The sequence below is a fragment of the Cellulosimicrobium cellulans genome (assembly GCF_006539945.1).
Classification (GTDB): domain Bacteria; phylum Actinomycetota; class Actinomycetes; order Actinomycetales; family Cellulomonadaceae; genus Cellulosimicrobium; species Cellulosimicrobium cellulans.
Window position 1 is genome coordinate 135,988 of sequence record NZ_BJNZ01000008.1, and the last position, 21,815, is coordinate 157,802.

Below are 21,815 nucleotides of genomic sequence, written 5' to 3' on the forward strand. Positions count from 1 at the left end.
GCTCCGGGGCGTCCGGGGTGCCCTGCGCTCGCCCCTTGCGCACCGTGGCTAATAGCGTTAGCCTATTGGCTATGAACACGAGCCAACGATCCACCGTGCATCACCTCGCCCGGGCCGAGGGCCGTCTCGCCTACACGGACGAGGGCACCGGCCCTCTCGTCGTCGCCTCGCCCGGCATGGGCGACCTGCGCGCCACCTACGACGACGTCGCCCCGCACCTCGTGGCCGCGGGCTACCGCGTGGTCGTCATGGACCTGCGAGGCCACGGCGACAGCGACACCACGTTCTCGACCCACGGCGACGAGGCGACGGCGTCCGACTACGTCGCGCTCGTCGAGCACCTGGACGCGGGCCCCGCCGTCCTGCTGGGGAGCTCCATGGCGGCGTCGGCCGCCGTGATCGCCGCGGCCGAGCGCCCCGACCTCGTGCGCGCGCTCGTCCTCCTCGACGGGTTCCTCCGCGAGCCGTCGTCGCCCGCGAAGCTCCGTGCGATGCGCGTGCTCTACCGCCTCGCGCTCGCGCGGCCGTGGGGTGCCGCGTTCTGGGCGTCGTTCTACGGTTCGCTGAACAAGGGCCGCACGCCCGCGCGCCTCGCCGCGCACCAGGCCGCGATCCGCGCCAACCTCTCCGAGCCGGGGCGCCTGCGCTCCTTCCGGGACCTGGCCCTCCAGCTCGACCACCGCGTCGTCGAGCCGCGCGTCGCGCACGTCGAGGCGCCCGCGCTCGCGGTCTTCGGCGCGCTCGACCCCGACTACGCCGACCCCGCCGCCGAGGCCGCGTGGGCGCAGGAGTCGCTCGGCGCGACCACCCTCGTCCTCGCCGAGGTGGGCCACTACCCCCAGCTCCAGGCACCCGCGGAGGTCGTGACCGCGACGCTCGCGTTCCTCGCGGACCTGCCCGACGCCCCGCACCCGGCAGACGCGCGCGCCGAGGGGTCGGAGGGCACCCGTGGCTAGGGCGGGGCTCTCGCACGCGGCGGTCGTGCGGATCGCCGTCGACCTCGTCGACGCGGGCGGCCCGACCGGGTTCGTCGACCTCACGCTCGCGAAGGTCGCCGCGCAGGCGGGCGTCGCGACACCGAGCCTCTACAAGCACGTCGGCTCGCTCGCGGCCCTGCGACGCGAGGTCGCGATCGTGTCCGTCGAGGAGTACACGCGAGCGCTCACCGACGCGACGGTCGGGCTCGCCGGACCCGACGCCGTCGCAGCCCTCGCGCACGCGACCCGGCGCTACGCTCGCGCGCACCCCGGGCGGTACGCGGCCGTCCAGGTGGCACCCGACCCCGACGACCCCGCCGACGCCGCGCTCTCCGCGGCAGCGAGCCGCAGCGTCCAGGTCGTCGCTGCGGTGCTGCGCGGCTTCGACCTCCCCGAGGACCGCACGATCGACGCGATCCGGTCCGTGCGCGCGAGCCTCCACGGCTTCGTCGCGCTCGAGCTCGGCGGGGGCTTCCGGCTCCCGGACGACCTGGACCAGAGCTTCGAGGTTCACGTCCGCGCGATGCTCGCCGGTCTCGCGGCGCTCACCGACGGCACCTGACCACGCGCCGGTCCTGCACCGCGCAGAACGACCCGACGGACACCTGCCCGTCCCCGCGAACCCTCGGAGGCCGCCATGAGCCCGACCACCACCGCAGCGCCTGACACGACCACGTCGTCGACCTCGGCCCGACGCCTGACCGCCGCCGCGCTCGTCGCAGCGGGTGCGGGCTTCGTCCTGTTCCCCGTGATGCGGCCCTGGCCGGACGAGGCGCACCCGACCGCCGGGCTCGCCGCCGCGTTCGCGTCCGACCGCTGGGTCGTCGCGCACCTGTGCGGGATCCTCGCGATCGGGCTGCTCGCGCCCGCCCTCCTGGGACTGCGCTCGGCCCTCGCCCCGGTCGCCCCGCGGCGCGCCGCCGACCTGCTCGCGTCCGCGACGGGCCTCGTCTGGGCGGGCGGATTCCTCGCCGCGCTCTTCTTCGGGGCGGAGATGTTCGGCATCCAGGCGGTCGCGCGCGCCGCGACCTCCACGAGCGACCCCGCCGCCACCGGGTTCCTCGACGTCGTGACGGACCTGCGCACGGGACCTCTCGCCGTCACGCTCTTCGGCGCGGGGCTGATCCTCCTCGCTGCGGGCGGCCTGCTCACCGTCGTCGCGCTCCGCCGCGTCGTGCGCTGGTGGTCCACCCTGCCGTTCGCCCTTGGCCTCGTCCTGCTGCTGCCGCAGTTCTGGGGCGCTCCCGGGCTGAGGGTCGCGCACGGCGTCCTGCTCGGTGCCGGGTGCGTGCTGCTCGCCGTCGTGGCTCTCCGCCGACCACGACCTTGACCTTTCCCGAGAACGACCCCGATCGCTGTCGAGCACGACATGGGGGTCGTCATCCGTCGGATGACGACCCCCATGTCGTGCTCGGCGGGGTGCACGAGAGCGTCAGCGGGCGGCGACGAAGCCCAGGAGGTCGTGGCGGGTGAGGACGCCGACGGGGTCGCCGTCCTCGACGACGAGCAGCGCGTCGGCGTCGTGCAGCGCGGCACGCACCGCCTCGACGCCCTCGCCCGCGCCGATGAGCGGGAAGCGCGGCTCCATGTGCTGGTCCACGCGGTCGGCGAGGGACGCGCGGCCGGAGAACACGGCGTCGAGGAGCTCGCGCTCGCTGACCGATCCCGCGACCTCGCCGCTCTTCACCGGCGGCTCCGCGCCGACGACGGGCATCTGGGAGACGCCGTACTCGCGCAGGATCTCGATGGCGTCGCGCACGGTCTCGCTCGGGTGCGTGTGCACGAGGTCGGGCAGGCGCCCGTCCTTGGCGCGCAGCACGTCCCCCGCGGTCACGCCCTCCTCGTCGGGCAGGAACCCGTACGACCGCATCCAGGCGTCGTTGAAGATCTTCGACAGGTAGCCCCGCCCGCTGTCGGGCAGCAGGACGACGATCACGGCCCGTGCCGCAGCCTCCGGGTCCTCCTCCTCGAGCCGCCGCGCGAGGCGCAGCGTCGCCTCGACCGCCATGCCGCACGACCCGCCGACGAGGAGGCCCTCCTCGCGCGCGAGGCGCCGCGTCATCGCGAACGAGTCCGCGTCCGTCACGGGGATGACCTCGTCGGGGACCGACGGGTCGTACGCGGCCGGCCAGAAGTCCTCGCCCACGCCCTCGACGAGGTACGGGCGCCCGTCGCCCCCGGAGTACACCGAGCCTGCCGGGTCGGCGCCGACGACGCGCACGCGCCCGCCGTCGGGCTCGGCGCGGTCCGCGGAGACCTCCTTGAGGTAGCGCCCGGTGCCCGTGATCGTGCCGCCGGTCCCGACGCCCGCGACGAAGTGCGTCACGCGGCCGTCGGTGTCCGCCCAGACCTCCGGGCCCGTGGACTCGTAGTGCGACGCCGGACCGTTCGGGTTGGCGTACTGGTTCGGCTTCCACGCCCCGGGGATCTCGCGCACGAGGCGGTCGGACACGGAGTAGTAGGAGTCCGGATGGTCCGGCGCGACGGCGGTCGGGGTCACGACGACGCGCGCGCCGTACGCGCGCAGCACGTCCCGCTTGTCCTGGCTCACCTTGTCGGGGCACACGAACACGCAGTCGTACCCCTTGCGCTGCGCGACGAGCGCGAGGCCGACGCCGGTGTTGCCGGACGTGGGCTCGACGATCGTGCCGCCCGGCGCCAGCTCTCCTGACGCCTCCGCGGCCTCGACCATCTTCAGCGCGATGCGGTCCTTCACCGAGCCGCCGGGGTTCACGTACTCGACCTTGGCGAGGATCGTCGCACTGAGGCCTTCGGTGACACGGGACAGCCGGACGAGCGGGGTACCGCCGACGAGCTCCGAGACGTGCTCTGCGTATCTCATGCCCCGATCATCCCCGATCCGCGCGACGTGCGTGCGTCGTGCGATCCCCCGGCGGCACCACGGCGGGAATTTCCGTACGGTGTACAGCGTTGAGCCCTCCGACCGTCCCGACCGAGAGGTGACCCGTGCCCGAGACGACCACCGCCGCCCCGCATCCGACCGCTCCCGAGACGACCCTCCCCGACCTGCCCGGCGTCGCCGCCCAGGCCGAGCGCCTCGTCGCCCTCGGCGTCCACGAGCTCGCGGGCCTGACGCCCGACGCGCTCCGCGCGGCCGCGGCCGTGCTCGCAGCCACCGCACCCGCCGGGTCGCTGCTCGTCGTCGATCCCCGGCTCGCGCCGCCGTCCACGCTCGCTCCCCTGCTGCGGCTCCCTGCGCGGGACGGTGAGAAGGAGGGCTTCGTCGTCGTCGACATGACGGACGTCGACAGCTTCGCGCCGATCGAGGGCATCGAGGTCCCCGACGGCCCGCTCTCCCTCGTCGCCGCTCCGGACCGCGGAGACGACCTGGCGAGCTGGTCGCCGGACGAGGCGCTGCCCGAGCTCACCGCCCGGGGCCGGACGCCGCTGCTGCTGCACGAGGGCATCCACTGGGCGCTCCAGGCGCCGAGCGTCCTCACGCGCAACCTCTGCTACATGACGATCGGGTCGCGCCTGCGCAAGCCCGACGGCCGTCTCGACGCCCGCACCCCGGCGCTGTGGATCTCCAACGGCACGGGCCGCGACGGTCGCGAGCGCCGCGGCGCCCCGAAGGTCGGCTGGTGCTGGGCGGGCAACCGCCACACGTGGCTCGGCTTCGCCTCGACCACGGGCCGCCTCCCCGCTTGACGCAGCCTGGGCGTGTGGGCATGGAATGGGCCCGGTTCTTGGTCGAGAACCGGGCCCATTCCATGCCCACAACGATGGGCGCTCAGCCGAAGAAGCCCAGGAGCGCGACGAGGACCACGACGACGCCGAGCACGACGACGAGGAGCGGGCGGTCGGAGGCCTCGCGCGCGGCGAGGCGACCGAGCCCGGCACCGACCGCCGCGGTGACCCCGACGACGGCGGCCGCGCCCGCGATCAGCGCTCCCCCACCGCTCGCACCGGCGTCGGCGAGCTGCCGCGCCAGGCCGCCGGCGAGCAGCGACCCCCACAGCGCGCCCGCGACGAGGCCCAGCGCGGCGAACACCAGCGCGGCCCGGCGCTCGGACGCGCCACGCGTGAGCCGGGTGCCGAGCCACGCCACCGCGGCGCCCGCGGTCGGCACGCTGAGCAGGATGAGGAGCGCCGCGAACGCGAGCCACGCGGGCGGCGCGCCGGAGACGACCATGTAGAGGACCTGGACGCCGAGCATCGCGGCCGCGGCGACGACCAGACCGGCAAGAAAGACCGGCACCCGCGGCGGAAGGTCCGCCGCGGGTGCCGGTTCACGGGTGCTGCGCGCCACCGTCAGTCGCTGCTCTGCAGGATCGCGAAGAGACGCAGGAACTCGAGGTAGAGCCAGATCAGCGTGACGAGCAGGCCGAACGCGGCCGACCACGCGAACTTGGCGGGCACGCCGCCCTCGACGCCGCGCTTGATCGAGTCGAAGTCGACGATGAGCGACGCGGCGGCCAGTCCGACCCCGAGGAGGCTGGCGATGATGCCCCAGCCGCTGTAGAGGCCCCAGCCGCCGAGGACACCGGTCATGATGAGGACGACGTTCACCAGCGAGAAGACCAGGTAGCCGACCATCGCGATGAGCAGCCAGCGCATGAACTTCGGCGTGACGCGCACGCGGCCGGACTTGAACAGGAACAGCGCGGCGGCGAACGTCGCGACCGTCGCCACGACGGCCGACGGCACGACACCGTTCCACGCCGTCTCGTAGACGCGGCTGATGCCGCCGAGGAACAGGCCCTGCGCGACGGTGTACAGCACGATGAGCGCCGGGCTGGGGTTGCGCTTGAACGAGTTCACCAGGCCGAGCACGAGGCCGACGACCGCGCCGATGATCCAGACCGCCGGCATCTGCGGCGCGACCATCCACGAGCCCGCACCGACGACGACGAGGAGGGCCAGCAGGCCGCCCGTCTTCATGATGACGTCGTCGTAGGTGAGGCGCTTGGTGTCCGCCGTGGTCGCCGACGGCGCGTTGTACATCGCGTCGAGCGACGCGGCGTCGGCGGTCTGGGCGCCGTAGGCACCCCACTGCGCACCCTGCTGGGGCGGCGTGCCGTACGCGGGGCCCTGGCCCTGCGGCGGCGGGCTCCCGTAGGCGGGTCCGGCCTGCGTGGCCGCCCCACCGCGCTGGTTCTTCGGATCACCGAAGACCGCGCTGTTGTTGAAGACGGGGTTGCTCATGAGCTCCTCCTGGTCGCGGCGTCCACTACCTCTCAGCGGGCCTCGTCATCGGCGTCTCGCCTCGAGTCGGGTGTCGCTGGCCTGTGTTCATCCTAGGGAACGTGCGAGCCGTGGTCACTGTTCCCGCTGAGTTTTCGGCCCGCGGGGGCGAAGTCCCGACCAGCGGACCACCCGACGGCGTGCCGCGTACGCCGCGCGGTGTACGCCGCCCGGCCCATGCCCCGGGCAAGATACGTCGCACGGGGGCTGTCCGACGTCGTGCACGTCCCTAGGCTCGAGACGTACCTCGCGGAGAGGACCCCGGTCCGACCGGCACGACCCCGCCCGCGAGCACCAGAACCATCCCGGACGAACGACCCTCGGAGGGGCGAAGTCATGATCGAAGCACGCGGCCTGACCAAGCGGTACGGGCCCAAGACCGCGGTGGACGGCATCTCGTTCACCGTGCGTCCCGGGACCGTCACCGGCTTCCTCGGCCCCAACGGCGCCGGCAAGTCCACGACCATGCGCATGATCATGGGTCTGGACCGCCCGACCGCGGGGACCGTCACCGTCAACGGGCGCCCGTACGCAGAGCACCGCTCCCCCCTCACCGAGGTGGGAGCGCTGCTCGACGCGAAGGCGGTCCACACCGGGCGCACCGCCTACAACCACCTCCTCGCGATGGCCGCGACGCACGGCATCCCGACCAAGCGCGTCGACGAGGTCATCGACATGACCGGCCTCCAGTCGGTCGCGAAGAAGCGCGTCGGCGGCTTCTCGCTCGGCATGGGCCAGCGCCTGGGCATCGCGTCCGCGCTGCTCGGCGACCCCAGGACGCTCATCCTCGACGAGCCCGTCAACGGCCTCGACCCCGAGGGCGTCCTGTGGGTGCGCAACCTCGCCCGCTACCTCGCGTCCGAGGGCCGCACGGTCTTCCTCTCGAGCCACCTCATGAGCGAGGTCGCCCTCACGGCCGACCACATCATCGTCATCGGCAAGGGCCGCATCATCGCGGACGCCCCGGTGAGCGACATCGTCAACGGCGCCCAGCAGCGCACGGTCCGCGTCCGCACGCCGCACGCGACGCAGCTCGCCGAGATCCTCACGAGCGACGGCGCGACCGTCACGAGCGACGAGCCGAGCCTGCTCGTGGTCACCGGCGCCGACGCGCCCGGGATCGGCGAGCTCGCCGCCGCGAAGGGCTTCGTCCTGCACGAGCTCACGCCCGTCACGTCGACGCTCGAGGACGCCTACATGGCCCTCACGGCCGACTCGGTCGAGTACCAGACCGAGTCCGCGCAGATCCACATCGGCCACGGCGCGGCGGGTGCGCCCGCGGGTGCGCCGGTCCCCACCGACTCCCTCGAAGGAGCGCAGCGATGAGCGCCACGACCCTCGCCCCGGGCGCCACCAGCCCGACGGCGTCCCGCACCTCCCCCTACCGCCTCACCTTCGGCCACGTGCTCCGCTCGGAGTGGATCAAGTTCCGCTCGCTGCGCTCCACGTGGTGGACGCTCGGCATCACCGTCGCCGTGATGGTCGGCTTCTCCCTCATGTTCGCGGCCGTCGTCTCCTCCGTGAGCTCGGCAGGCGGCTCGCCCGAGGACATGGGGATGGGGACGACCGACGGCATCGGCGTCATGGTCATCACCGTGGGCTACTCGTTCGCGCAGCTCGCGGTCGCCGTGCTCGGCGCGCTCACCGTCACGGGCGAGTACTCGACCGGCATGATCCGCTCCACGCTCTCCGCCGTCCCGCGCCGCACCCCCGCGCTCGCGGCGAAGATGATCGTCGTCGGCGTCGTCACGGCCGTCTCGACCGTCGTCGCCGTCGGGCTGTCCTACCTCGTGACCTACCCGATCCTGTCCGGCAAGGACATGACGGCCGACTTCTCGTCCGCCGACGACCAGCGCGCCCTGATCGGCGTCGTGCTCTACCTCACCGCGGTCGCGCTGTTCTCCGTCGCGGTCGGCGTCCTGCTCCGCAGCTCGGCCGGCGCGATCTTCACGCTCGTCGCCGTGTTCTTCGTGCTCTCGATGGTGCTCAACATCGTCATGGGCGTCACGGGAGCCGACTGGGTCCAGACCCTGATGAACTCGCTGCCCGCGTCCGCCGGCGAGCAGGTCGTGCTCGGCGGCGGCATGTCGTCCCCGGACGCGATCGGCCCGTGGCCCGGCTTCGCGGTGCTCGCCGGCTGGACCGCGGCGCTCACCGTCGCCGCGGCCGTCGTGCTCAAGCGCCGGGACGCGTGACCTCCCGGCCCATCACTCCGCCGACGCCGGACGAGCAGCCCGCTCGTCCGGCGTCGGCCGTGGCGCGCCCGGAAGCCGCTCCGGGCGCGCTCGCACCGCTGCCGATGCGGCCCGCGCCCGAGCCGTTCACCGAGCTCGACGCCCGGCGCCTCGGCCCGGTGCGTCGGTACTTCGCCCGGCACCCCGTCGTCATGGACTGGGTCATCGTCGCGATCTTCGGCGTCCCGGGGGTCCTCTACGCGCTCTTCGCCGAGCAGCCCCGCGGCTCGTCGCCGCTGTCGCTCCTGTTCTTCGTCCTCGGCGGGGCGCTCCTGTACTGGCGCCGCCGACGACCCGTCACCGTCGCGCTCGGGCTCACCGCACTCGGCGTCCTCGCGATCGCGGTCACCGGCGACACCGCCGGGTTCGAGGTCGCAGCCATGTTCGCGGTGTACGCCGTCGCGGCCTCGCGCCCGTCGCGCATCGCGTGGCCGGTCCTCGCCATCGTCGTCCTGGCCCTGTCCGCCGCGACCCTCCTCTGGTACGACGTCATCACCACCGCCGACGGCGAGGTCCTGCGCCAGAGCGTCGAGCCTGGTCGCGCGACCGTCGACCGCATCGTCGGCATCCTCGTCACGACCGTCCTGTGCCTGATCGCCCTCGCGATCGGCACCAACGTGCGCGCCCGCCGGCAGCACGTGTCCGACCTCGTCGAGCGGGCCAACTCCATCGCGCGCGACCGCGACCAGCAGGCACAGCTCGCCGCCGCCGCCGAGCGCACGCGCATCGCGCGCGAGATGCACGACGTCGTCGCGCACTCCCTCACGGTCATGGTCGCCCTCGCTGACGGCGCCAAGGCGTCGGGCGCCAAGAACCCCGAGCTCGCCGGCCACGCGCTCGACGAGCTCACCGCGACCGGGCGCGCGGCGCTCGCCGACATGCGGCGCGTGCTCGGTGTCCTGCGCGAGCCCGGCGGCGAGCAGACCGTCCCGCTCGCCCCGGCGCACGAGACGCCCGAGCTCGAGGAGATCGTCGAACGCTTCCGCACCGCCGGCCTGCCGGTCCGGCTCGTGCGCTCGGGCCCGCAGCCGACGCCCGGGCCGGCGCTGCGCCAGACCGCGCACCGCATCGTCCAGGAGTCGCTGACGAACGTGCTGCGCTACGCACCCCTGTCCCCGATGGTCCTCGTCGAGGTCTCGCGCCGCGCCGAGCCCGGCGCGGACTGGCTCGAGCTACGGGTCGTCAACCAGGCCGGGCGCCGCCCCGGCGAGGGCGCGAGCGCCGACGAGCGCGGCCTGCCGCCGTCGGTCGCGGAGCAGCACCCGCCCGGCGTCCCGGTCGGGACGGGCCGCGGCATCATCGGGATGCGGGAGAGGGCTGCCGTCTACGGCGGTACGGTGTCGGCGGGGCCGAGCGGCACCGGCTGGGAGGTGCGGGCGAGCCTGCGCCTCGACCTCGACCCCGGCCGGGAGACCGGCGGACGCGACGACGGACGGGAACGCACATGACGGACAGCGGCGCACCGACCCGGGTGCTGCTCGTCGACGACCAGGCCCTGCTGCGCATGGGCTTCCGCATGATCCTCGCCGCCGAGGACGACATCGAGGTCGTCGGCGAGGCCGGCGACGGCGAGACCGGCATCGCGCAGGCCGCCGCCCTGCGGCCCGACGTCGTGCTCATGGACGTCCGCATGCCCGGGACGAACGGGATCGAGGCGACCGAGCGCATCGTCGCCGCGCAGCCCGAGTCGCGCGTCATCATCCTCACCACGTTCGACCTCGACGAGTACGCGTTCGCCGCGCTGCGCGCCGGCGCGAGCGGGTTCCTGCTCAAGGACGCCAAGCCGGGCGAGCTCGTCGGGGCCATCCGCGCCGTCGCGAGCGGCGACGCCGCCGTCTCCCCGCGCATCACGCGCCGCATGCTCGAGATGTTCTCGGGCCAGCTCCCCCAGGAGGGCACGAACGCCCCCGCCCCCGCCCAGACCGGTCTGCACGACCCCCGGCTCGCCGAGCTCACCGCGCGCGAGCTCGAGGTCTTCGAGGCCCTGGGCGAAGGGCTGACGAACGCCGAGATCGCCGAGCGGTTCGTCCTGTCCGAGGCGACGGTCAAGACCCACGTCGGCCGCGTGCTCGGCAAGCTCGGCCTCCGCGACCGCGTCCAGGCCGTCGTCCTGGCCTACGAGACGGGCGTAGCCCGCCCTTCCTGAGGTCGTCCGCCCGCCCAAGTAGAGGCGTGGTCCGCCCAAGTAGAGGCCTGGTCGGCGTGTCCGACGGCGGTCTGGTCGCCCTGGGTGGCGGGGTGGGTGGTGGTGCCGCGTCTACCATCCGCCGCTCGTTCCTCGCGGCTCCCGCCAGGCCCGACCACGACGCGGCACCACCACCCACCCCGCCCGGCGTCGTCTCACCCTGGTCTTGACCCACCTCGGGCGACCGCCCGCGGTGTCGGCGCAGCCGAGGGCTGCCGACCGGCGCCTCCTGGGCGAGCGGACGTCGTCGGACCAGGCCTCTACCTCGGCGGACCACGCCTCTACCTCGGCGCGTTGGCTCGGGCGAGCCCGAGCCAGGTGCGGCGATGGCCGAGCGGTGGGGGTGGGCTCGGATGCGCAAGGGCGTCAGAGCGGCGCTCCAAAGACCCACGCCCGAAAGTCCAGGGTGACGGCGCCGCAGCTCCTAGCCCACCCCCACCGCGGACCCGACCCCGCGGGTCTGAAAACCGACCACACCTCTACCTCGGCCGACCAGGGCTCTTCCTCGGTCGACCAAGGCTCTACCTCGGTCACTCAGGGCTGTACCTCGGCGGGCTACCCCTCCGCGACGGGCTGGGCGGCGGCCTTCTCGGCCTTCTCGGCCTCGGCCTGGGCGGCGGCCTCCTGCTTGGCCGCCCGCTTCGCCGCGCGCTTCTCGCCGCGGCGCTCGGCGAGCGTGTACAGCACCGGCACGACGACGAGCGTGAGCAGCGTCGAGCTGAGCAGGCCGCCGATGACGACGAGCGCGAGCGGCTGGGAGATGAACGCACCGCCGCCGGTGATGCCGATCGCCATCGGGGTGAGCGCGAAGATCGTCGCCGCGGCCGTCATGACGATGGGGCGCAGGCGCTTGCGCGACCCTTCCATGACGGCGTCGTCGAGCGACCGGCCGCGCGCGCGGTACTGGTTGATGAGGTCGATGAGCACGATCGCGTTCGACACGACGATGCCGACGAGCATGAGCAGGCCGATGAGGGCCGGCACGCCGAGGGGCGTCGCGGTGGCGAGCAGCAGGAGCAGCGCACCCGTCGCGGCGAACGGGATCGACACGAGCAGGATGAACGGCTGCAGGAGGCTGCGGAACGTCGCGACCATGACGAGGTAGACGATGAGGATCGCGACGAGCAGCGCGAGCCCGAGGTCGGCGAACGCGTCGGCCTGGTCGGACGCGACACCGCCGATCTCGACCGTCGCCCCGCCCTCGAGCTCGAGGCCGTCGATCGCGGTCGTGAGCTCGGTGGTGAGGGCGCCGAGGTCCTGCCCCGCGGGCGTGACGGAGATCGTCGCGCTGCGCTCGCCGTCGACGCGCGTGATCGAGGTGGGGACCTCGACCTCGGCGACCTCGGCGACCTGCGTGAGCGGGACCGGCCCGGCCGCGGTGGGCAGCACGACCTGCTCGAGCTCCGCGACCGTCGCCGGGGCCTCGCCCGCGAGGACACGGACCTGGACCGGACCGTCGCCGAGGTTCACCGTCCCGATCGGCGCGGGCGACATGGCCCCCGCGACCGTCCCGGCCACCTGCGTCTCGGTGAGCCCGACGGCGGCCGCGGCGTCGCGGTCGACGGTCACCTGGACCGTGGACTGCGCCGCGGCGAGGTTGTTGGTGACCTGCGCGGCGCCGTCGGCGTCCTCCGCGAGCTCCTGCACGTCCGCGGCCGCGGCCGCGAGGGTGTCGGTGTCGGGGGCGCGCACGACGAGGTCGACCGTCGAGCTGCCGAACGCGGCGTCCGCCCCGGCGACCTCGATGCCCTCGCTCGACTCCCCGCCCAGCCCGGAGACGGCGTCGCGCACGTCCTCCTGGGCCGCGACGGCGTCGGCGTCCGCGTCGAGCGTGACGGCGAACGTCGCCGTCGGGGAGCCCCCGCCGCCGAAGAACGCGGCCTCCGGGCCGCCCGCGGTGCCGACCGTCGTCTGCACGGTCGCGACGCCGTCGACGTCGAGGAGCGCCTGCTCGACGTCGCGCGCGGCGGCGTCCTGCGCCTCGAGCGAGGTGCCGGGCGCGAACGACTCGGTGACGGTGAGCGTGTCCTGGCCGGTGTCGCCGAGGAAGTTGGTCTCGAGCCGTGGCACGAGCGCGAGCGTCCCGGCGAGGATCGCGACGGAGACGCCGAGCGTGATGGCCGGGTGGCGCAGCGCAGCCCGCAGCGTCGGGACGTACCCGCGCTGCCACAGCCCGCGGCGCTCCTTGGCCTCCGCCGTGGCACGGGCGCGCTCCCCCGCGAGGCGCGCGGCCTCGGGGTCGGCCGGGACGGGCGGGGACTTGATGAACCAGTACGCGAGCACCGGGACGATCGTCAGCGCGACGAACAGCGATGCGAGCATCGCGATGGCCACGGTGAGCGCGAAGGGCCGGAACAGCTCGCCGACCATGCCGCCCACGAGGGCGATCGGCAGGAAGACGGCCACGGTCGCCACGGTCGAGGCGGTGATCGCGCCCGCGACCTCCTTGACGGCGCCGATGATGGCGCCCACCTTCTCCTCGCCGTACGACAGGTGTCGCTTGATGTTCTCGATGACGACGATCGAGTCGTCGACCACGCGGCCGATCGCGACCGTCATGGCGCCGAGCGTGAGGATGTTCAGCGTGTAGCCCGTGGCGTTCATGACGATGAACGTCACGAACAGCGACAGCGGGATCGACACGGCCGAGACGAGCGTCGAGCGCAGCGACGCGAGGAACAGCAGGATCACGACGACCGCGAAGAGGAGGCCGAGCAGACCCTCGGTCGCGAGGCCTTCGATCGACTCCTCGATGAACGGCGCCTGGTCGAACACGACCTCGACGCGCACGTCCTGCGCCTCGAGCACGCCGGAGAGGTCGTCGACCGCGTCCTGGACGGCGTGCGACACCTCGACCGTGTTGCCCGCGGGTGTCTTGGTGATCGCCACCGCGAGCGCGTTCTCGCCGTCGAGGCGCGAGTACGACGTCGCGGGCTCGGGTCCCGCGGTCACGGTCGCGACGTCACCGAGCGCGACGGGCGCGGTGCCGGGCGCGGCGGTCGGGGACACGAGCGGCAGCGCGGCGAGCTCGTCGACGGTCGTGACGGCCGTGCCGACCTGGACGCTGAGGGTCCGGTCGCCGTCGGCGACCGTCCCCGCCGGGATCACGACGCCGTTGTCCTGGAGGATCGTGGAGACCTGCGCCGGGCTGAGCCCGGCGGCGGCGAGCGCGGCCGGGTCGAGGTCGACCGTGACCTGCTGGTCGGCGATGCCGCTCACCGCGACGCTGCGCACGCCCTCGACGTCCTCGAGCGCCGGGACGACGCTCGACGTGACGGTGTCGGCGAGCGCCGCGTCGTCCGAGCCGCCGGACACCGCGAGCTGGATCACGGGCAGGTCGTCGACGGAGCCCGTCACGACCTGCGGCTCGACGTCCTCGGGGAGCTGGGACTGGAGCCGCGTGATCGCCGTCTGGAGCTGGGACGCCGCGGCGTCCATGTCGGTGCCGTACGCGAACTGCACGGTCGTCACGGACATGCCCGTCGACGACGTCGACGTGACGTCCTCGACGCCCTTGACGGCGCGCGCGGCCGTCTCGACGGGGACGGTCACCTGCTGCTCGACGATCGCCGGGGCAGAGCCCGGGTAGACGCCGACGACGGCGGCGGTGGGGATCTGCAGGCTCGGGATGAGCTCCTGCTTGAGCGACCCCATGCTGATGACGCCGAAGATCGCGATCGCGACCGTGGCGAGGGCGACGAGCGCGCGGTTGGCCAGCGACAGCCGGGCGAGGCGGGACACGGAGCCTCCAAGGGTTCCAGGTCGGGTGGGAGACGACGTCGGCGTCGCGGATTTCGTTAGCGTAACGCGAAGCATCTCGAGATGGTTCCCGCTCCCACCGATAGAGTCTGCGCCGTGACCCACCCCGCCGACGACGACGAGCGCGCGGCGCTCGCGCGGCGCCTCGAGCAGGCGCAGCGCCGCCTCGCCGACCTGCTCCTCGCCCAGCGGCTCGAGCCGCTGCTCCGCACGACGCTCACGGTCCCCCAGCTCCGCGCGCTCGCCGTGCTCCAGCTCGACGGCGAGACGAGCTCGCACCGGCTCGCCGACGTGCTCGGCATCTCGCCGGCGACTCTCTCGGGGATCGTGGACCGGCTCGAGGCCGCGGGGATGGCGACGCGACGGCCGGACCCGCAGGACGGCCGCGTGCGCCTCGTCGCCGCGACGCCGCGCGGTGCGGCGGCCGTGCGCCGGATCGCGGCCCAGGAGGACGAGCCGCTCACGGACCTGCTCGACCGGCTCGACGTCGACGACCTGCGCGCCCTGACCACGGGCCTCGAAGCGCTCACCGAGGCCGCGCGCGACCTGCGCGCCGACTCCGCCGAGACGTGAGGATCCGCCCCCGGGTCGCGAGATCCGGGGGCGGATCCTCACGTCTCGGGGCCGGCGCCCTCAGACCTCGCCCAGCGCCTCCTCGGGCGTCCCCTCGACGGTGCGCGCGCGGCGGTTCCAGCGCGACCACAGCACGCGCTCGCCGAGCTCGCCCGCCATGCGGTGGCCGAACGCCAGGAAGACGGCCACCCCGAGGACGAGCACGCTCGCCCCGAGCCAGAACGGGGCCGTGGCGGAGACCGGGTGCAGCAGGCCCGCGATGACCGGAGCGGGAGCGGCGAAGCCCCAGCGCACGAGGTTGAACGCGCCGGTCGTCACACGCCGGTCCGGGTCGCCGAGCGCGAGCGACAGGTCGGTGAGGTTCGCGTTCGCGATGCCCATGAAGACGCCGGCACCCACGAGCACGACGACGGACCACGCCGTCCCGAGGTCGAGCGCCAGCAGGACCAGCGCGGCCAGCACGCCGACGATCGCGACGCCGAGCGTCTGCACGGCGCCCACGCGGCGGGCGAGGCGGTGCCCGACGACGAGGATCCCCACCGCGAGCCCGACGCCCCACGCGGTGAAGACGAGGCCCAGCGGCACGACGTCGAGCCCGAGGAAGACGGGCGTGTACCCGAGCACGACGAAGAAGCAGAAGTTGTACGCGGCCGTCACCGCGGCGAGCGCGAGGAAGCCGGGCTTGCGGAACAGGTGGAAGACCTGGCCGAGCCGCAGGGGCGCGGGCTTCTCGGCCGGGTCCTCGAGACGCGTCACGGAGACGAGCAGCGCGACGAGCATGAACACGCCGCACACGAAGAACGGCACGCGCCACGAGATGCCGCCGAGCAGTCCGCCGAGCAGCGGGCCGACGGCGAAGCCGAGACCGACGCACGTCTCGAAGAGCTCGACGACCCACTCGCGGTCGTTCGCGAGCGAGACGAGCAGGACCATCGCGGTCGCGAAGAACATCGCGTTGCCGAGGCCCCACAGGCCGCGCAGCGCGCGAGCTGGCCGATGCTCGTGCTCAGCGCCGCGAGCACCGCGGCGACGGCGACGAGGCTCACGCCGGTCGCGAGGATCTTCTTGTAGCCGAAGCGCCCCGTGGCCATGACGGCGGGGATCATGCCGAGCGCCATGACGGCGATGTACGCCGTGAAGAGGAGCTCGATCTGCCACGTCGAGGCGCCGATCTCCTCGCCGATGACCGGCAGGATCGGGTCGACGACGGCGATGCCGGCGATCGCGAAGAACGCCGTGAGGGCGGTCGCGTAGATGGCGGTGCGGTGCGGTTCGTTGCGCGGGGAGGCCACTGGGTCGAGCTTCCTGATCGGGGGACGGAGAGGTCGCCGGGCCGCATGGCCGTGGCGGCAGGATTTACCTGTATGTGACAGGTATATATCTGTAGACTACACCCATGAAGGTTGCCGAGGGAAACGATCGGGCGTCAGGACCGACGCCCGACGGTGCGAACGCTCGAGTTGACGCGGCCGCTCACGACGTGCTCGGCACGATCGAGCTGGAGGTCGCGCAGCTGCTGCGCCGCGCCGAGCGCACGCGCGCCTCCGGGGCAGCGGGCACGTCGCGCCGCAGCGGGACGCTCGACCGTTCCGGCTACCTCCTGCTCCACACGCTCGGGACGCACGGCCCGCTCCACGTCAACGCCCTCGCGGAGCATCTCGGCCTCGACGCCTCCACGGTCACCCGGCAGGTCGTCGCCCTCGAGCGCGCGGGGCACGCGCGCCGTGCGCGCGACCCGCACGACGGACGTGCCGTCGTGGTCGAGCCGACGAGCACGGGCCTCGACGAGCTCGCCGCCCACCGGGACGCCCGGACGGCGCTGTACGCCGACGTGCTGGGCGACTGGTCGCGCCTCGACCGCGCGCTGCTCGCCGAGCTCCTCGGACGACTCAACGACGACCTCGACGCCTACCGCCGACGTCGCGACGTCGGCTAGCGCCCCTGGACGCCGCGGCCCCCGGGGCATCGGCTCAGGGAGACGGCAGCGCCCAGCGGATCAGCCGCGTGACCGCGGCGCCCGCGGGGTGCGCCCACCGCGCCGGCAGGCCGCGCACCCGCGGCATCCCGGCGCGAGCCCACGACGGCAGGGACTCGCGTGCCGCCGACGCCAACCCGGCGTACGCCGGGCGCACGGGCCATGGGAGCGGCGGCTCGACCAGCAGGAACCGCGCGGCGTCGAGCGCTGCCGGCGTGAGCGAGAGCGCCGGCCGAGAGTCGTCGACCGCGGCGTCCAGCTCCCGGAGGGTCCGGGGCGCGTCCTCGACCCCCAGCGCGCGCCCGACGACGGCGGCCTGGGCGACGTACTCGTCGCACCCCTGCGCGTCCAGCGGGTCCCGGCCGAACGACTGGTGCGCGACGAGGAAGCTCTGGGTCTCGGCGACGTGGACCCAGCGCAGCAGCTCCGGGTCGCTCGCGCGGTAGGGGCGGCCGTCGGGCGCGCGCCCGCGGACACGCTCGTGGACCGCGCGGACCGACGCGACCGCAAGCTCCGCGTCGTCGGCCGTGCCGAAGGTCGTCACGGCGATGAAGGTCGACGTCCGCTGGAGCCGGCCCCACGGGTCTCCCCGGTAGCCCGAGTGCGCGGCGACACCGGCCATGGCCAGGGGGTGCAGGCTCTGGAGCAGCAGGGCACGCAGGCCCCCGACGAACATCGACGCGTCGCCGTGCACGCGCTGGACCGGAGATCCGCGCTCGAACCAGCGCGGCCCCGGCGTCTCATGGATGCGCGCCCTCGTGGCGGTCGCGTCCGGGCCGGCGACCCGGAGGAAGATCGCGCGCTCGGCCGCACCCCGGGCCCGCTCCACGACGTGCGTCATGGCGTCGATGCTCGCACCCCGTCCCCCACCTCGCGCGCCCGCCGCGGAGGCGCTCGAGGTACAAAGACTTAATTGCAAAGAACCTCTTGCAAACATGTCTTTGGATCGATAGCCTCGTCGCATGAGCACCGACGGCAAGAACCCTCCCCTGAGCGCCGAGCGCCACCCCGCGCTCGGCCCGGCCCAGCTCAAGGCGCTCGCGCACCCGCTGCGGGTCCAGATCCTCGACCTGCTCTCCACGCACGGCGCGCTCACGGCGAGCCGCCTCGCCGACCTCGTCGGCGAGTCCAGCGGGTCGACGAGCTACCACCTGCGCCAGCTCGCCCGGCACGGCCTCGTCCGCGAGGTCGCCGGCCGCGGCACGGCCCGGGAGCGGTGGTGGGAACGCCCGCCGGGCGGGTTCGCCGTGAGCATGCCCGACGACGAGACCGAGGACTCCGCGGCCAAGCTCGCCGGTGCGATGGTGAGCCGCGAGTTCGAGAACGCCCGCGCCCGCAAGATCCAGGCCTTCCTGGAGCGCTCCTCCGAGCTCCCGTCGCGATGGCTCGACGGGGCACGCCTCACGACGGCCAGCATGTGGCTCACCGCCGAGCAGATGGACGAGGTCGCGGACGCCTGGGACGCGCTCGACGCGACGCTCCAGCGGTTCCAGGGCCAGGAACGGACGCCGGGTGCGCGGCCCGTGCAGATCCACTTCAACGTCTTCCCCACCATCGACGGCAAGGAGAACCCCTCATGAGCGCGTACTCCCCCACCCTCCCCCGCACGGCCGAGCCGCGCGGCGCCGACCGGCTGCTCGTCGTCGTCGGCTCGGCGCTGACCGACCTGGGCCGCCGTCGCGCCGCGGCGCGCGCGGACGCACGAGGCGAGCGGGTCGTCGTCGCGCTCGGGACGGCGTCGGCGCCGTCGTCCGACCGGCTCCACGCGGCCACCGAGCTCACCCTCGACCGCGCCGCGATGTCGCGAGCGTCCCTTCTGCCCTGAACACCCGGAGATTCCACCCGCGTGGGGACTCCTCCCCATATCGAGGGCCGGGCCCGCTCGGTTACCCTCGACGGGGCGTTCTGTGGGCACTGACGCGCGTCTCCTTCCTCTCTCGCCATCCCGGTTCGACAGGATGACGCGGTCCCGTGTGCCCCGACCAGGAACTTAGGGAGCATCGGTGGGCCTTCTCTCGAGCATCCGCGAGCATCGTCGTACCGTCGCGTCGGTGAGCACCGTGTCGGTGTTCTCGACGGCGTTGGTGGGGATGGCGCTGTTCTACGAGGGCGAGGCCACGGCGGACGTGGACCTGAACGACTCGGGCGTGTGGGTGACGAAGACGTCGGCCGGGCTGCTGGGTCGGTTCAACTACGAGTCGCAGGCCCTGGACGGGACGCTGAACGCCGGCAGCGCGTCGTTCGACGTGCAGCAGGACGCCGGCCGGGTGCTGCTGGACGACGCCGGGACGAGCACCGCGTCCCCGGTGAGCGTCGCGCACCTCAAGCTGGACGGGCAGATCCGTCTCCCGGCCGGGGCTCAGGTGGTCTCGGGTGGTGCGACGACGGCGATCCTCGACGGCGAGGAGGGCCTGCTGTGGGTGCTCCCGTTCGACGGCGCGACCTCGTTCGACGCGGAGAAGCTGGACCCGGTGGTCGAGGTCGGTGGCGAGGGCGCGCTGACCGTGTCGCAGGACGGGACGGTGTTCGCGGCGATCCCCTCGACGGGGACGTTGTGGACGGTGGCGACCACGTCGAAGGGCACGGCGGACGGCGAGGCGTCGTCCACCACCCTGCCGGTGAGCAAGGGCGCCGAGGTCGAGGTGACCGCGGTGGGCGACGAGCCCGTGGTGCTCGACCGGTCCGCGTCGCACCTGATCCTGCCGGGCGGGAAGAGCGTGGCGATCGAGGGCGGTGGTGACGCCCGCCTGCAGCAGCCGTCGCAGTCCTCCGACGTCGTCGCGGTCGCCACGACGGACGCCCTCGTCGCGCAGCCGCTGAAGGGTGGGGATGCGCAGCGCCGCGCCGCGCAGGGCGTGCCGGCGGCGCCGGTCCAGCTCGGTACCTGCACCTACGGGGCGTGGGCCTCGACGGGGCAGGTGATCCGCGACTGCGAGGGCACGGACCGGGACGTCGACGAGCGCCTCGAGGGCCTGGACCCCCAGACCCGCCTGGAGTACCGGGTGAACCGGCACGTCATCGTGCTGAACGACCTGTCGGCGGGGACGTTGTGGATGGCGGCGGACGAGTACCAGAAGGTCGACGACTGGGACGTCCAGATGCCGGAGGAGGCCGAGGGCGAGGAGTCCGACGCCGAGCTGACGAACCCCGAGCAGGTGGACCAGTTCATCGCCGACCGGACCCAGCCGAACAAGCCCCCGCAGCCCAAGGACGACTCGTTCGGGGTGCGCCCCGGGCGCACGACGATCCTGCCGGTGCTGGGCAACGACATCGACCCCGACGGGGACGTGATGACCGCGTCGCTCGCGGGGGACTCCCCGAGCAACGCGACGGTGCAGGCGATCATGGGCGGTGCCGCGTTGCAGGCCGTGGTGCCCGAGGACGCCGAGGGGACCGGCACGTTCCGGTACTCGGTGGCGGACGGGCGTGGGGGCGTGGCCGAGGCCGGCGTCACGCTGAAGGTGTCGCCGTGGGGGGAGAACGCGGCGCCGGAGCAGACGGGCGACCCGGTGCTGCGGGTCGGGCAGGGCGGTCGGGCCACGATCAAGGTGCTGCCGTACTTCAAGGACCCCGACGGCGACGACCTCTACCTCGCCTCGGCCGCGGCGACCGTGGCCGGTGACGACGTGCGCTCGCGCCCGGACGGGACGGTCGAGTTCCGCGACGGCGGCGGCTCCACCGGCCGCAAGATCGTGACCCTGCTGGTCTCCGACGGCGAGATGTCCTTCGAGGGCAAGCTGCTGGTCGACGTGGTGCCCGGTCCGCAGCCGCCCGTCGCGGTGAACGACCACGTGGTGGTGCCCGCGGGTCAGCCGGTGACCGTCGAGCCGCTGCGCAACGACACCGACCCGAACGACGACGAGCTGCGCCTGGCGTCGGTGTCGGAGTCCGCCCCGGCCGAGATCACGCCGAACTACGACGCGGGCACGTTCACGTTCCTGTCGATGGAGCCACGCTCCTACGACCTGACCTACCAGGTCACCGACGGCCCGAACGCGACCACGGGTCTGGTGCGGGTGGACGTGCTGCCGCCGTCGGAGGCCGAGGGCGCCCCGATCGTGGTGACCGATACCGCCCTGCTCCCGGCGGGCGGGTCGACGCTGGTCGACGTCCTGGCCAACGACACCGACCCCGCCGGCGGCGTCCTCGTCGTCCAGTCCGTGCGCGTCCCGGCCGACGCCGGTGTGTCGGTGGCGATCCTGGCCCACCAGATGCTCCGGGTGACCGAGATCCGGCGCCTGGACGCGCCGGTGACGGTGGAGTACACGGCCTCCAACGGGACCGAGACGGCGACCGGTCAGGTGCGCGTGATCCCCGTCCCCGCGCCGACGCGGTTGCAGCCGCCGCAGGCGGCGGCGGACGAGGTCACGGTGCACGCCGGGGACGTGGTGACGGTCCCGGTGCTGAAGAACGACACCCACCCCGACGGGCTGGAGCTGTTCTTGCAGCCCGAGCTCGAGCAGGACGTGGACCCGGCGCTGGGTGAGGCGTTCGTCTCGGAGGACACGCTGCGGTTCAAGGCCGGTCCCGAGGCCGGGACCGCGTACGCGATCTACCGGGTGCGCGACGTCAACGGGCAGGAGGACTCCGCCCAGGTCACGATCCGCATCCGCGACGGGGAGGACAACGCGCCCCCGCAGCCGCGCGAGATCGACGCCCGCGTGCTGTCCGGGTCCAGCGTGCGCATCGCTGTCCCCCTCGACGGGATCGACCCCGACGGTGACTCCGTCCAGGTCACCGGCATCGCGACCCCCGCGGGCAAGGGCACCGCCCGCGTCGTGGACGGCCAGATCGAGTACGCGGCGTCCAAGAACGCGACCGGGTACGACACGTTCACCTACTCCGTGCTCGACGCCCGCGGCGCCACCGCGGTCGGGACGGTCCAGGTCGGCATCGCACGGCCCGCC

General features: G+C 73.7%; 19 protein-coding genes and 1 pseudogene. 13 read left to right on the forward strand and 7 right to left on the reverse strand.

Going from position 1 to position 21,815, the window contains the following annotated elements; translation table 11 throughout:
* The first annotated feature begins 95 nt into the window (after positions 1-95).
* From CCE02nite_RS08690 to CCE02nite_RS08700, 3 genes are all read left to right on the forward strand, one after another.
* Positions 96-956, forward strand: coding sequence for an alpha/beta fold hydrolase (locus tag CCE02nite_RS08690; protein ID WP_255318735.1), 861 nt, complete (start codon positions 96-98; stop codon positions 954-956).
* Positions 949-1,539, forward strand: a complete 591-nt coding sequence (locus CCE02nite_RS08695) for a TetR/AcrR family transcriptional regulator (RefSeq protein ID WP_141389252.1) — start codon at positions 949-951, stop codon at positions 1,537-1,539. Before CCE02nite_RS08690 ends, CCE02nite_RS08695 begins: the two co-directional genes overlap by 8 nt.
* Before the next feature lie 75 nt (positions 1,540-1,614).
* Positions 1,615-2,307: a hypothetical protein gene (locus tag CCE02nite_RS08700; RefSeq protein ID WP_141389253.1), complete on the forward strand. Its 693-nt coding sequence runs from the start codon at positions 1,615-1,617 to the stop codon at positions 2,305-2,307.
* A gap of 102 nt (positions 2,308-2,409) precedes the next feature.
* On the opposite strand, the gene CCE02nite_RS08705 is transcribed toward CCE02nite_RS08700, so the two are convergent.
* Entirely contained in the window at positions 2,410-3,819 is a 1,410-nt protein-coding gene (locus tag CCE02nite_RS08705) for a cystathionine beta-synthase (protein ID WP_141389254.1), read from the reverse strand.
* Positions 3,820-3,944: 125 nt separating this feature from the next.
* Here CCE02nite_RS08705 and CCE02nite_RS08710 point away from each other — a divergent pair, with 125 nt between their 5' ends.
* The gene (locus tag CCE02nite_RS08710; RefSeq protein WP_255318736.1) at positions 3,945-4,646 is read left to right on the forward strand and encodes a DUF5701 family protein; all 702 of its coding nucleotides are present in this window, start codon (positions 3,945-3,947) and stop codon (positions 4,644-4,646) included.
* 82 nt (positions 4,647-4,728) lie between these two features.
* Here CCE02nite_RS08710 and CCE02nite_RS08715 read toward each other — a convergent pair whose 3' ends face one another.
* Both CCE02nite_RS08715 and CCE02nite_RS08720 read right to left on the reverse strand, forming a co-directional pair.
* A complete protein-coding gene (locus CCE02nite_RS08715) occupies positions 4,729-5,196 on the reverse strand; it encodes a hypothetical protein (RefSeq protein WP_141389255.1) in 468 nt (155 codons plus the stop codon).
* A 53-nt stretch (positions 5,197-5,249) separates the two neighbouring features.
* Positions 5,250-6,143, reverse strand: a complete 894-nt coding sequence (locus CCE02nite_RS08720; protein ID WP_141389256.1) for a Bax inhibitor-1/YccA family protein — start codon at positions 6,141-6,143, stop codon at positions 5,250-5,252.
* Positions 6,144-6,518: 375 nt separating this feature from the next.
* On the opposite strand from CCE02nite_RS08720, the gene CCE02nite_RS08725 reads away from it, so the two are divergent.
* From CCE02nite_RS08725 to CCE02nite_RS08740, 4 genes are read left to right on the forward strand one after another with little or no spacing between them, the layout of a single operon-like run.
* On the forward strand, positions 6,519-7,508 hold the full coding sequence (locus CCE02nite_RS08725) for an ABC transporter ATP-binding protein (protein WP_141389257.1): 990 nt from the start codon (positions 6,519-6,521) through the stop codon (positions 7,506-7,508).
* Complete coding sequence (locus CCE02nite_RS08730) at positions 7,505-8,377, forward strand: DUF2705 family protein (RefSeq protein ID WP_141389258.1); 873 nt, start codon at positions 7,505-7,507, stop codon at positions 8,375-8,377. The genes CCE02nite_RS08725 and CCE02nite_RS08730 overlap by 4 nt, the downstream gene beginning before the upstream one ends.
* Entirely contained in the window at positions 8,374-9,864 is a 1,491-nt protein-coding gene (locus tag CCE02nite_RS08735; protein ID WP_141389259.1) for a histidine kinase, read from the forward strand. Before CCE02nite_RS08730 ends, CCE02nite_RS08735 begins: the two co-directional genes overlap by 4 nt.
* A complete protein-coding gene (locus CCE02nite_RS08740; protein ID WP_141389260.1) occupies positions 9,861-10,562 on the forward strand; it encodes a response regulator in 702 nt (233 codons plus the stop codon). The genes CCE02nite_RS08735 and CCE02nite_RS08740 overlap by 4 nt, the downstream gene beginning before the upstream one ends.
* Positions 10,563-11,156: 594 nt before the next feature.
* On the opposite strand, the gene CCE02nite_RS08745 is transcribed toward CCE02nite_RS08740, so the two are convergent.
* Positions 11,157-14,342: an efflux RND transporter permease subunit gene (locus tag CCE02nite_RS08745; protein WP_141389261.1), complete on the reverse strand. Its 3,186-nt coding sequence runs from the start codon at positions 14,340-14,342 to the stop codon at positions 11,157-11,159.
* Positions 14,343-14,456: 114 nt separating this feature from the next.
* On the opposite strand from CCE02nite_RS08745, the gene CCE02nite_RS08750 reads away from it, so the two are divergent.
* Positions 14,457-14,933 (forward strand): MarR family winged helix-turn-helix transcriptional regulator, encoded by a 477-nt coding sequence (locus tag CCE02nite_RS08750; protein WP_170227261.1) that lies wholly within the window; start codon positions 14,457-14,459, stop codon positions 14,931-14,933.
* Between the two features lie 60 nt (positions 14,934-14,993).
* Here CCE02nite_RS08750 and CCE02nite_RS08755 read toward each other — a convergent pair whose 3' ends face one another.
* Both CCE02nite_RS08755 and CCE02nite_RS20980 read right to left on the reverse strand, forming a co-directional pair.
* Complete coding sequence (locus CCE02nite_RS08755) at positions 14,994-15,884, reverse strand: MFS transporter (RefSeq protein WP_255318737.1); 891 nt, start codon at positions 15,882-15,884, stop codon at positions 14,994-14,996.
* Between the two features lie 95 nt (positions 15,885-15,979).
* A pseudogene (locus tag CCE02nite_RS20980) lies at positions 15,980-16,225 on the reverse strand (MFS transporter); the annotation flags it as partial.
* A gap of 188 nt (positions 16,226-16,413) precedes the next feature.
* Between CCE02nite_RS20980 and CCE02nite_RS08760 the strand changes: the two are divergent.
* A complete protein-coding gene (locus CCE02nite_RS08760; RefSeq protein ID WP_255318738.1) occupies positions 16,414-16,869 on the forward strand; it encodes a MarR family winged helix-turn-helix transcriptional regulator in 456 nt (151 codons plus the stop codon).
* 34 nt (positions 16,870-16,903) lie between these two features.
* Here the strand turns inward: CCE02nite_RS08760 and CCE02nite_RS08765 are convergent, their stop codons facing one another.
* Positions 16,904-17,749 carry an oxygenase MpaB family protein gene (locus CCE02nite_RS08765; protein ID WP_141389264.1) on the reverse strand — a complete coding sequence of 282 codons (846 nt, stop codon included), beginning with the start codon at positions 17,747-17,749 and terminating at the stop codon, positions 16,904-16,906.
* Positions 17,750-17,870: 121 nt separating this feature from the next.
* Here CCE02nite_RS08765 and CCE02nite_RS08770 point away from each other — a divergent pair, with 121 nt between their 5' ends.
* From CCE02nite_RS08770 to CCE02nite_RS08780, 3 genes are all read left to right on the forward strand, one after another.
* Positions 17,871-18,488 carry an ArsR/SmtB family transcription factor gene (locus CCE02nite_RS08770; protein ID WP_141389265.1) on the forward strand — a complete coding sequence of 206 codons (618 nt, stop codon included), beginning with the start codon at positions 17,871-17,873 and terminating at the stop codon, positions 18,486-18,488.
* Positions 18,485-18,733 carry a hypothetical protein gene (locus tag CCE02nite_RS08775; protein WP_141389266.1) on the forward strand — a complete coding sequence of 83 codons (249 nt, stop codon included), beginning with the start codon at positions 18,485-18,487 and terminating at the stop codon, positions 18,731-18,733. The genes CCE02nite_RS08770 and CCE02nite_RS08775 overlap by 4 nt, the downstream gene beginning before the upstream one ends.
* 226 nt (positions 18,734-18,959) lie before the next feature.
* The coding region (locus CCE02nite_RS08780; protein ID WP_255318739.1) for an Ig-like domain-containing protein at positions 18,960-21,815 on the forward strand (2,856 nt) is incomplete at its 3' end.

Excerpts from the sequence above, each read along its gene's own strand:
- CCE02nite_RS08700 (WP_141389253.1), top strand. The coding sequence starts at position 1,615 with ATGAGCCCGACCACCACCGCAGCGCCTGACACGACCACGTCGTCGACC.
- CCE02nite_RS08705 (WP_141389254.1), bottom strand. The coding sequence starts at position 3,819 with ATGAGATACGCAGAGCACGTCTCGGAGCTCGTCGGCGGTACCCCGCTC.
- CCE02nite_RS08720 (WP_141389256.1), bottom strand. The coding sequence starts at position 6,143 with ATGAGCAACCCCGTCTTCAACAACAGCGCGGTCTTCGGTGATCCGAAG.
- CCE02nite_RS08725 (WP_141389257.1), top strand. The coding sequence starts at position 6,519 with ATGATCGAAGCACGCGGCCTGACCAAGCGGTACGGGCCCAAGACCGCG.
- CCE02nite_RS08730 (WP_141389258.1), top strand. The coding sequence starts at position 7,505 with ATGAGCGCCACGACCCTCGCCCCGGGCGCCACCAGCCCGACGGCGTCC.
- CCE02nite_RS08740 (WP_141389260.1), top strand. The coding sequence starts at position 9,861 with ATGACGGACAGCGGCGCACCGACCCGGGTGCTGCTCGTCGACGACCAG.
- CCE02nite_RS08755 (WP_255318737.1), bottom strand. The coding sequence starts at position 15,884 with ATGTTCTTCGCGACCGCGATGGTCCTGCTCGTCTCGCTCGCGAACGAC.
- CCE02nite_RS08765 (WP_141389264.1), bottom strand. The coding sequence starts at position 17,749 with ATGACGCACGTCGTGGAGCGGGCCCGGGGTGCGGCCGAGCGCGCGATC.
- CCE02nite_RS08770 (WP_141389265.1), top strand. The coding sequence starts at position 17,871 with ATGAGCACCGACGGCAAGAACCCTCCCCTGAGCGCCGAGCGCCACCCC.
- CCE02nite_RS08775 (WP_141389266.1), top strand. The coding sequence starts at position 18,485 with ATGAGCGCGTACTCCCCCACCCTCCCCCGCACGGCCGAGCCGCGCGGC.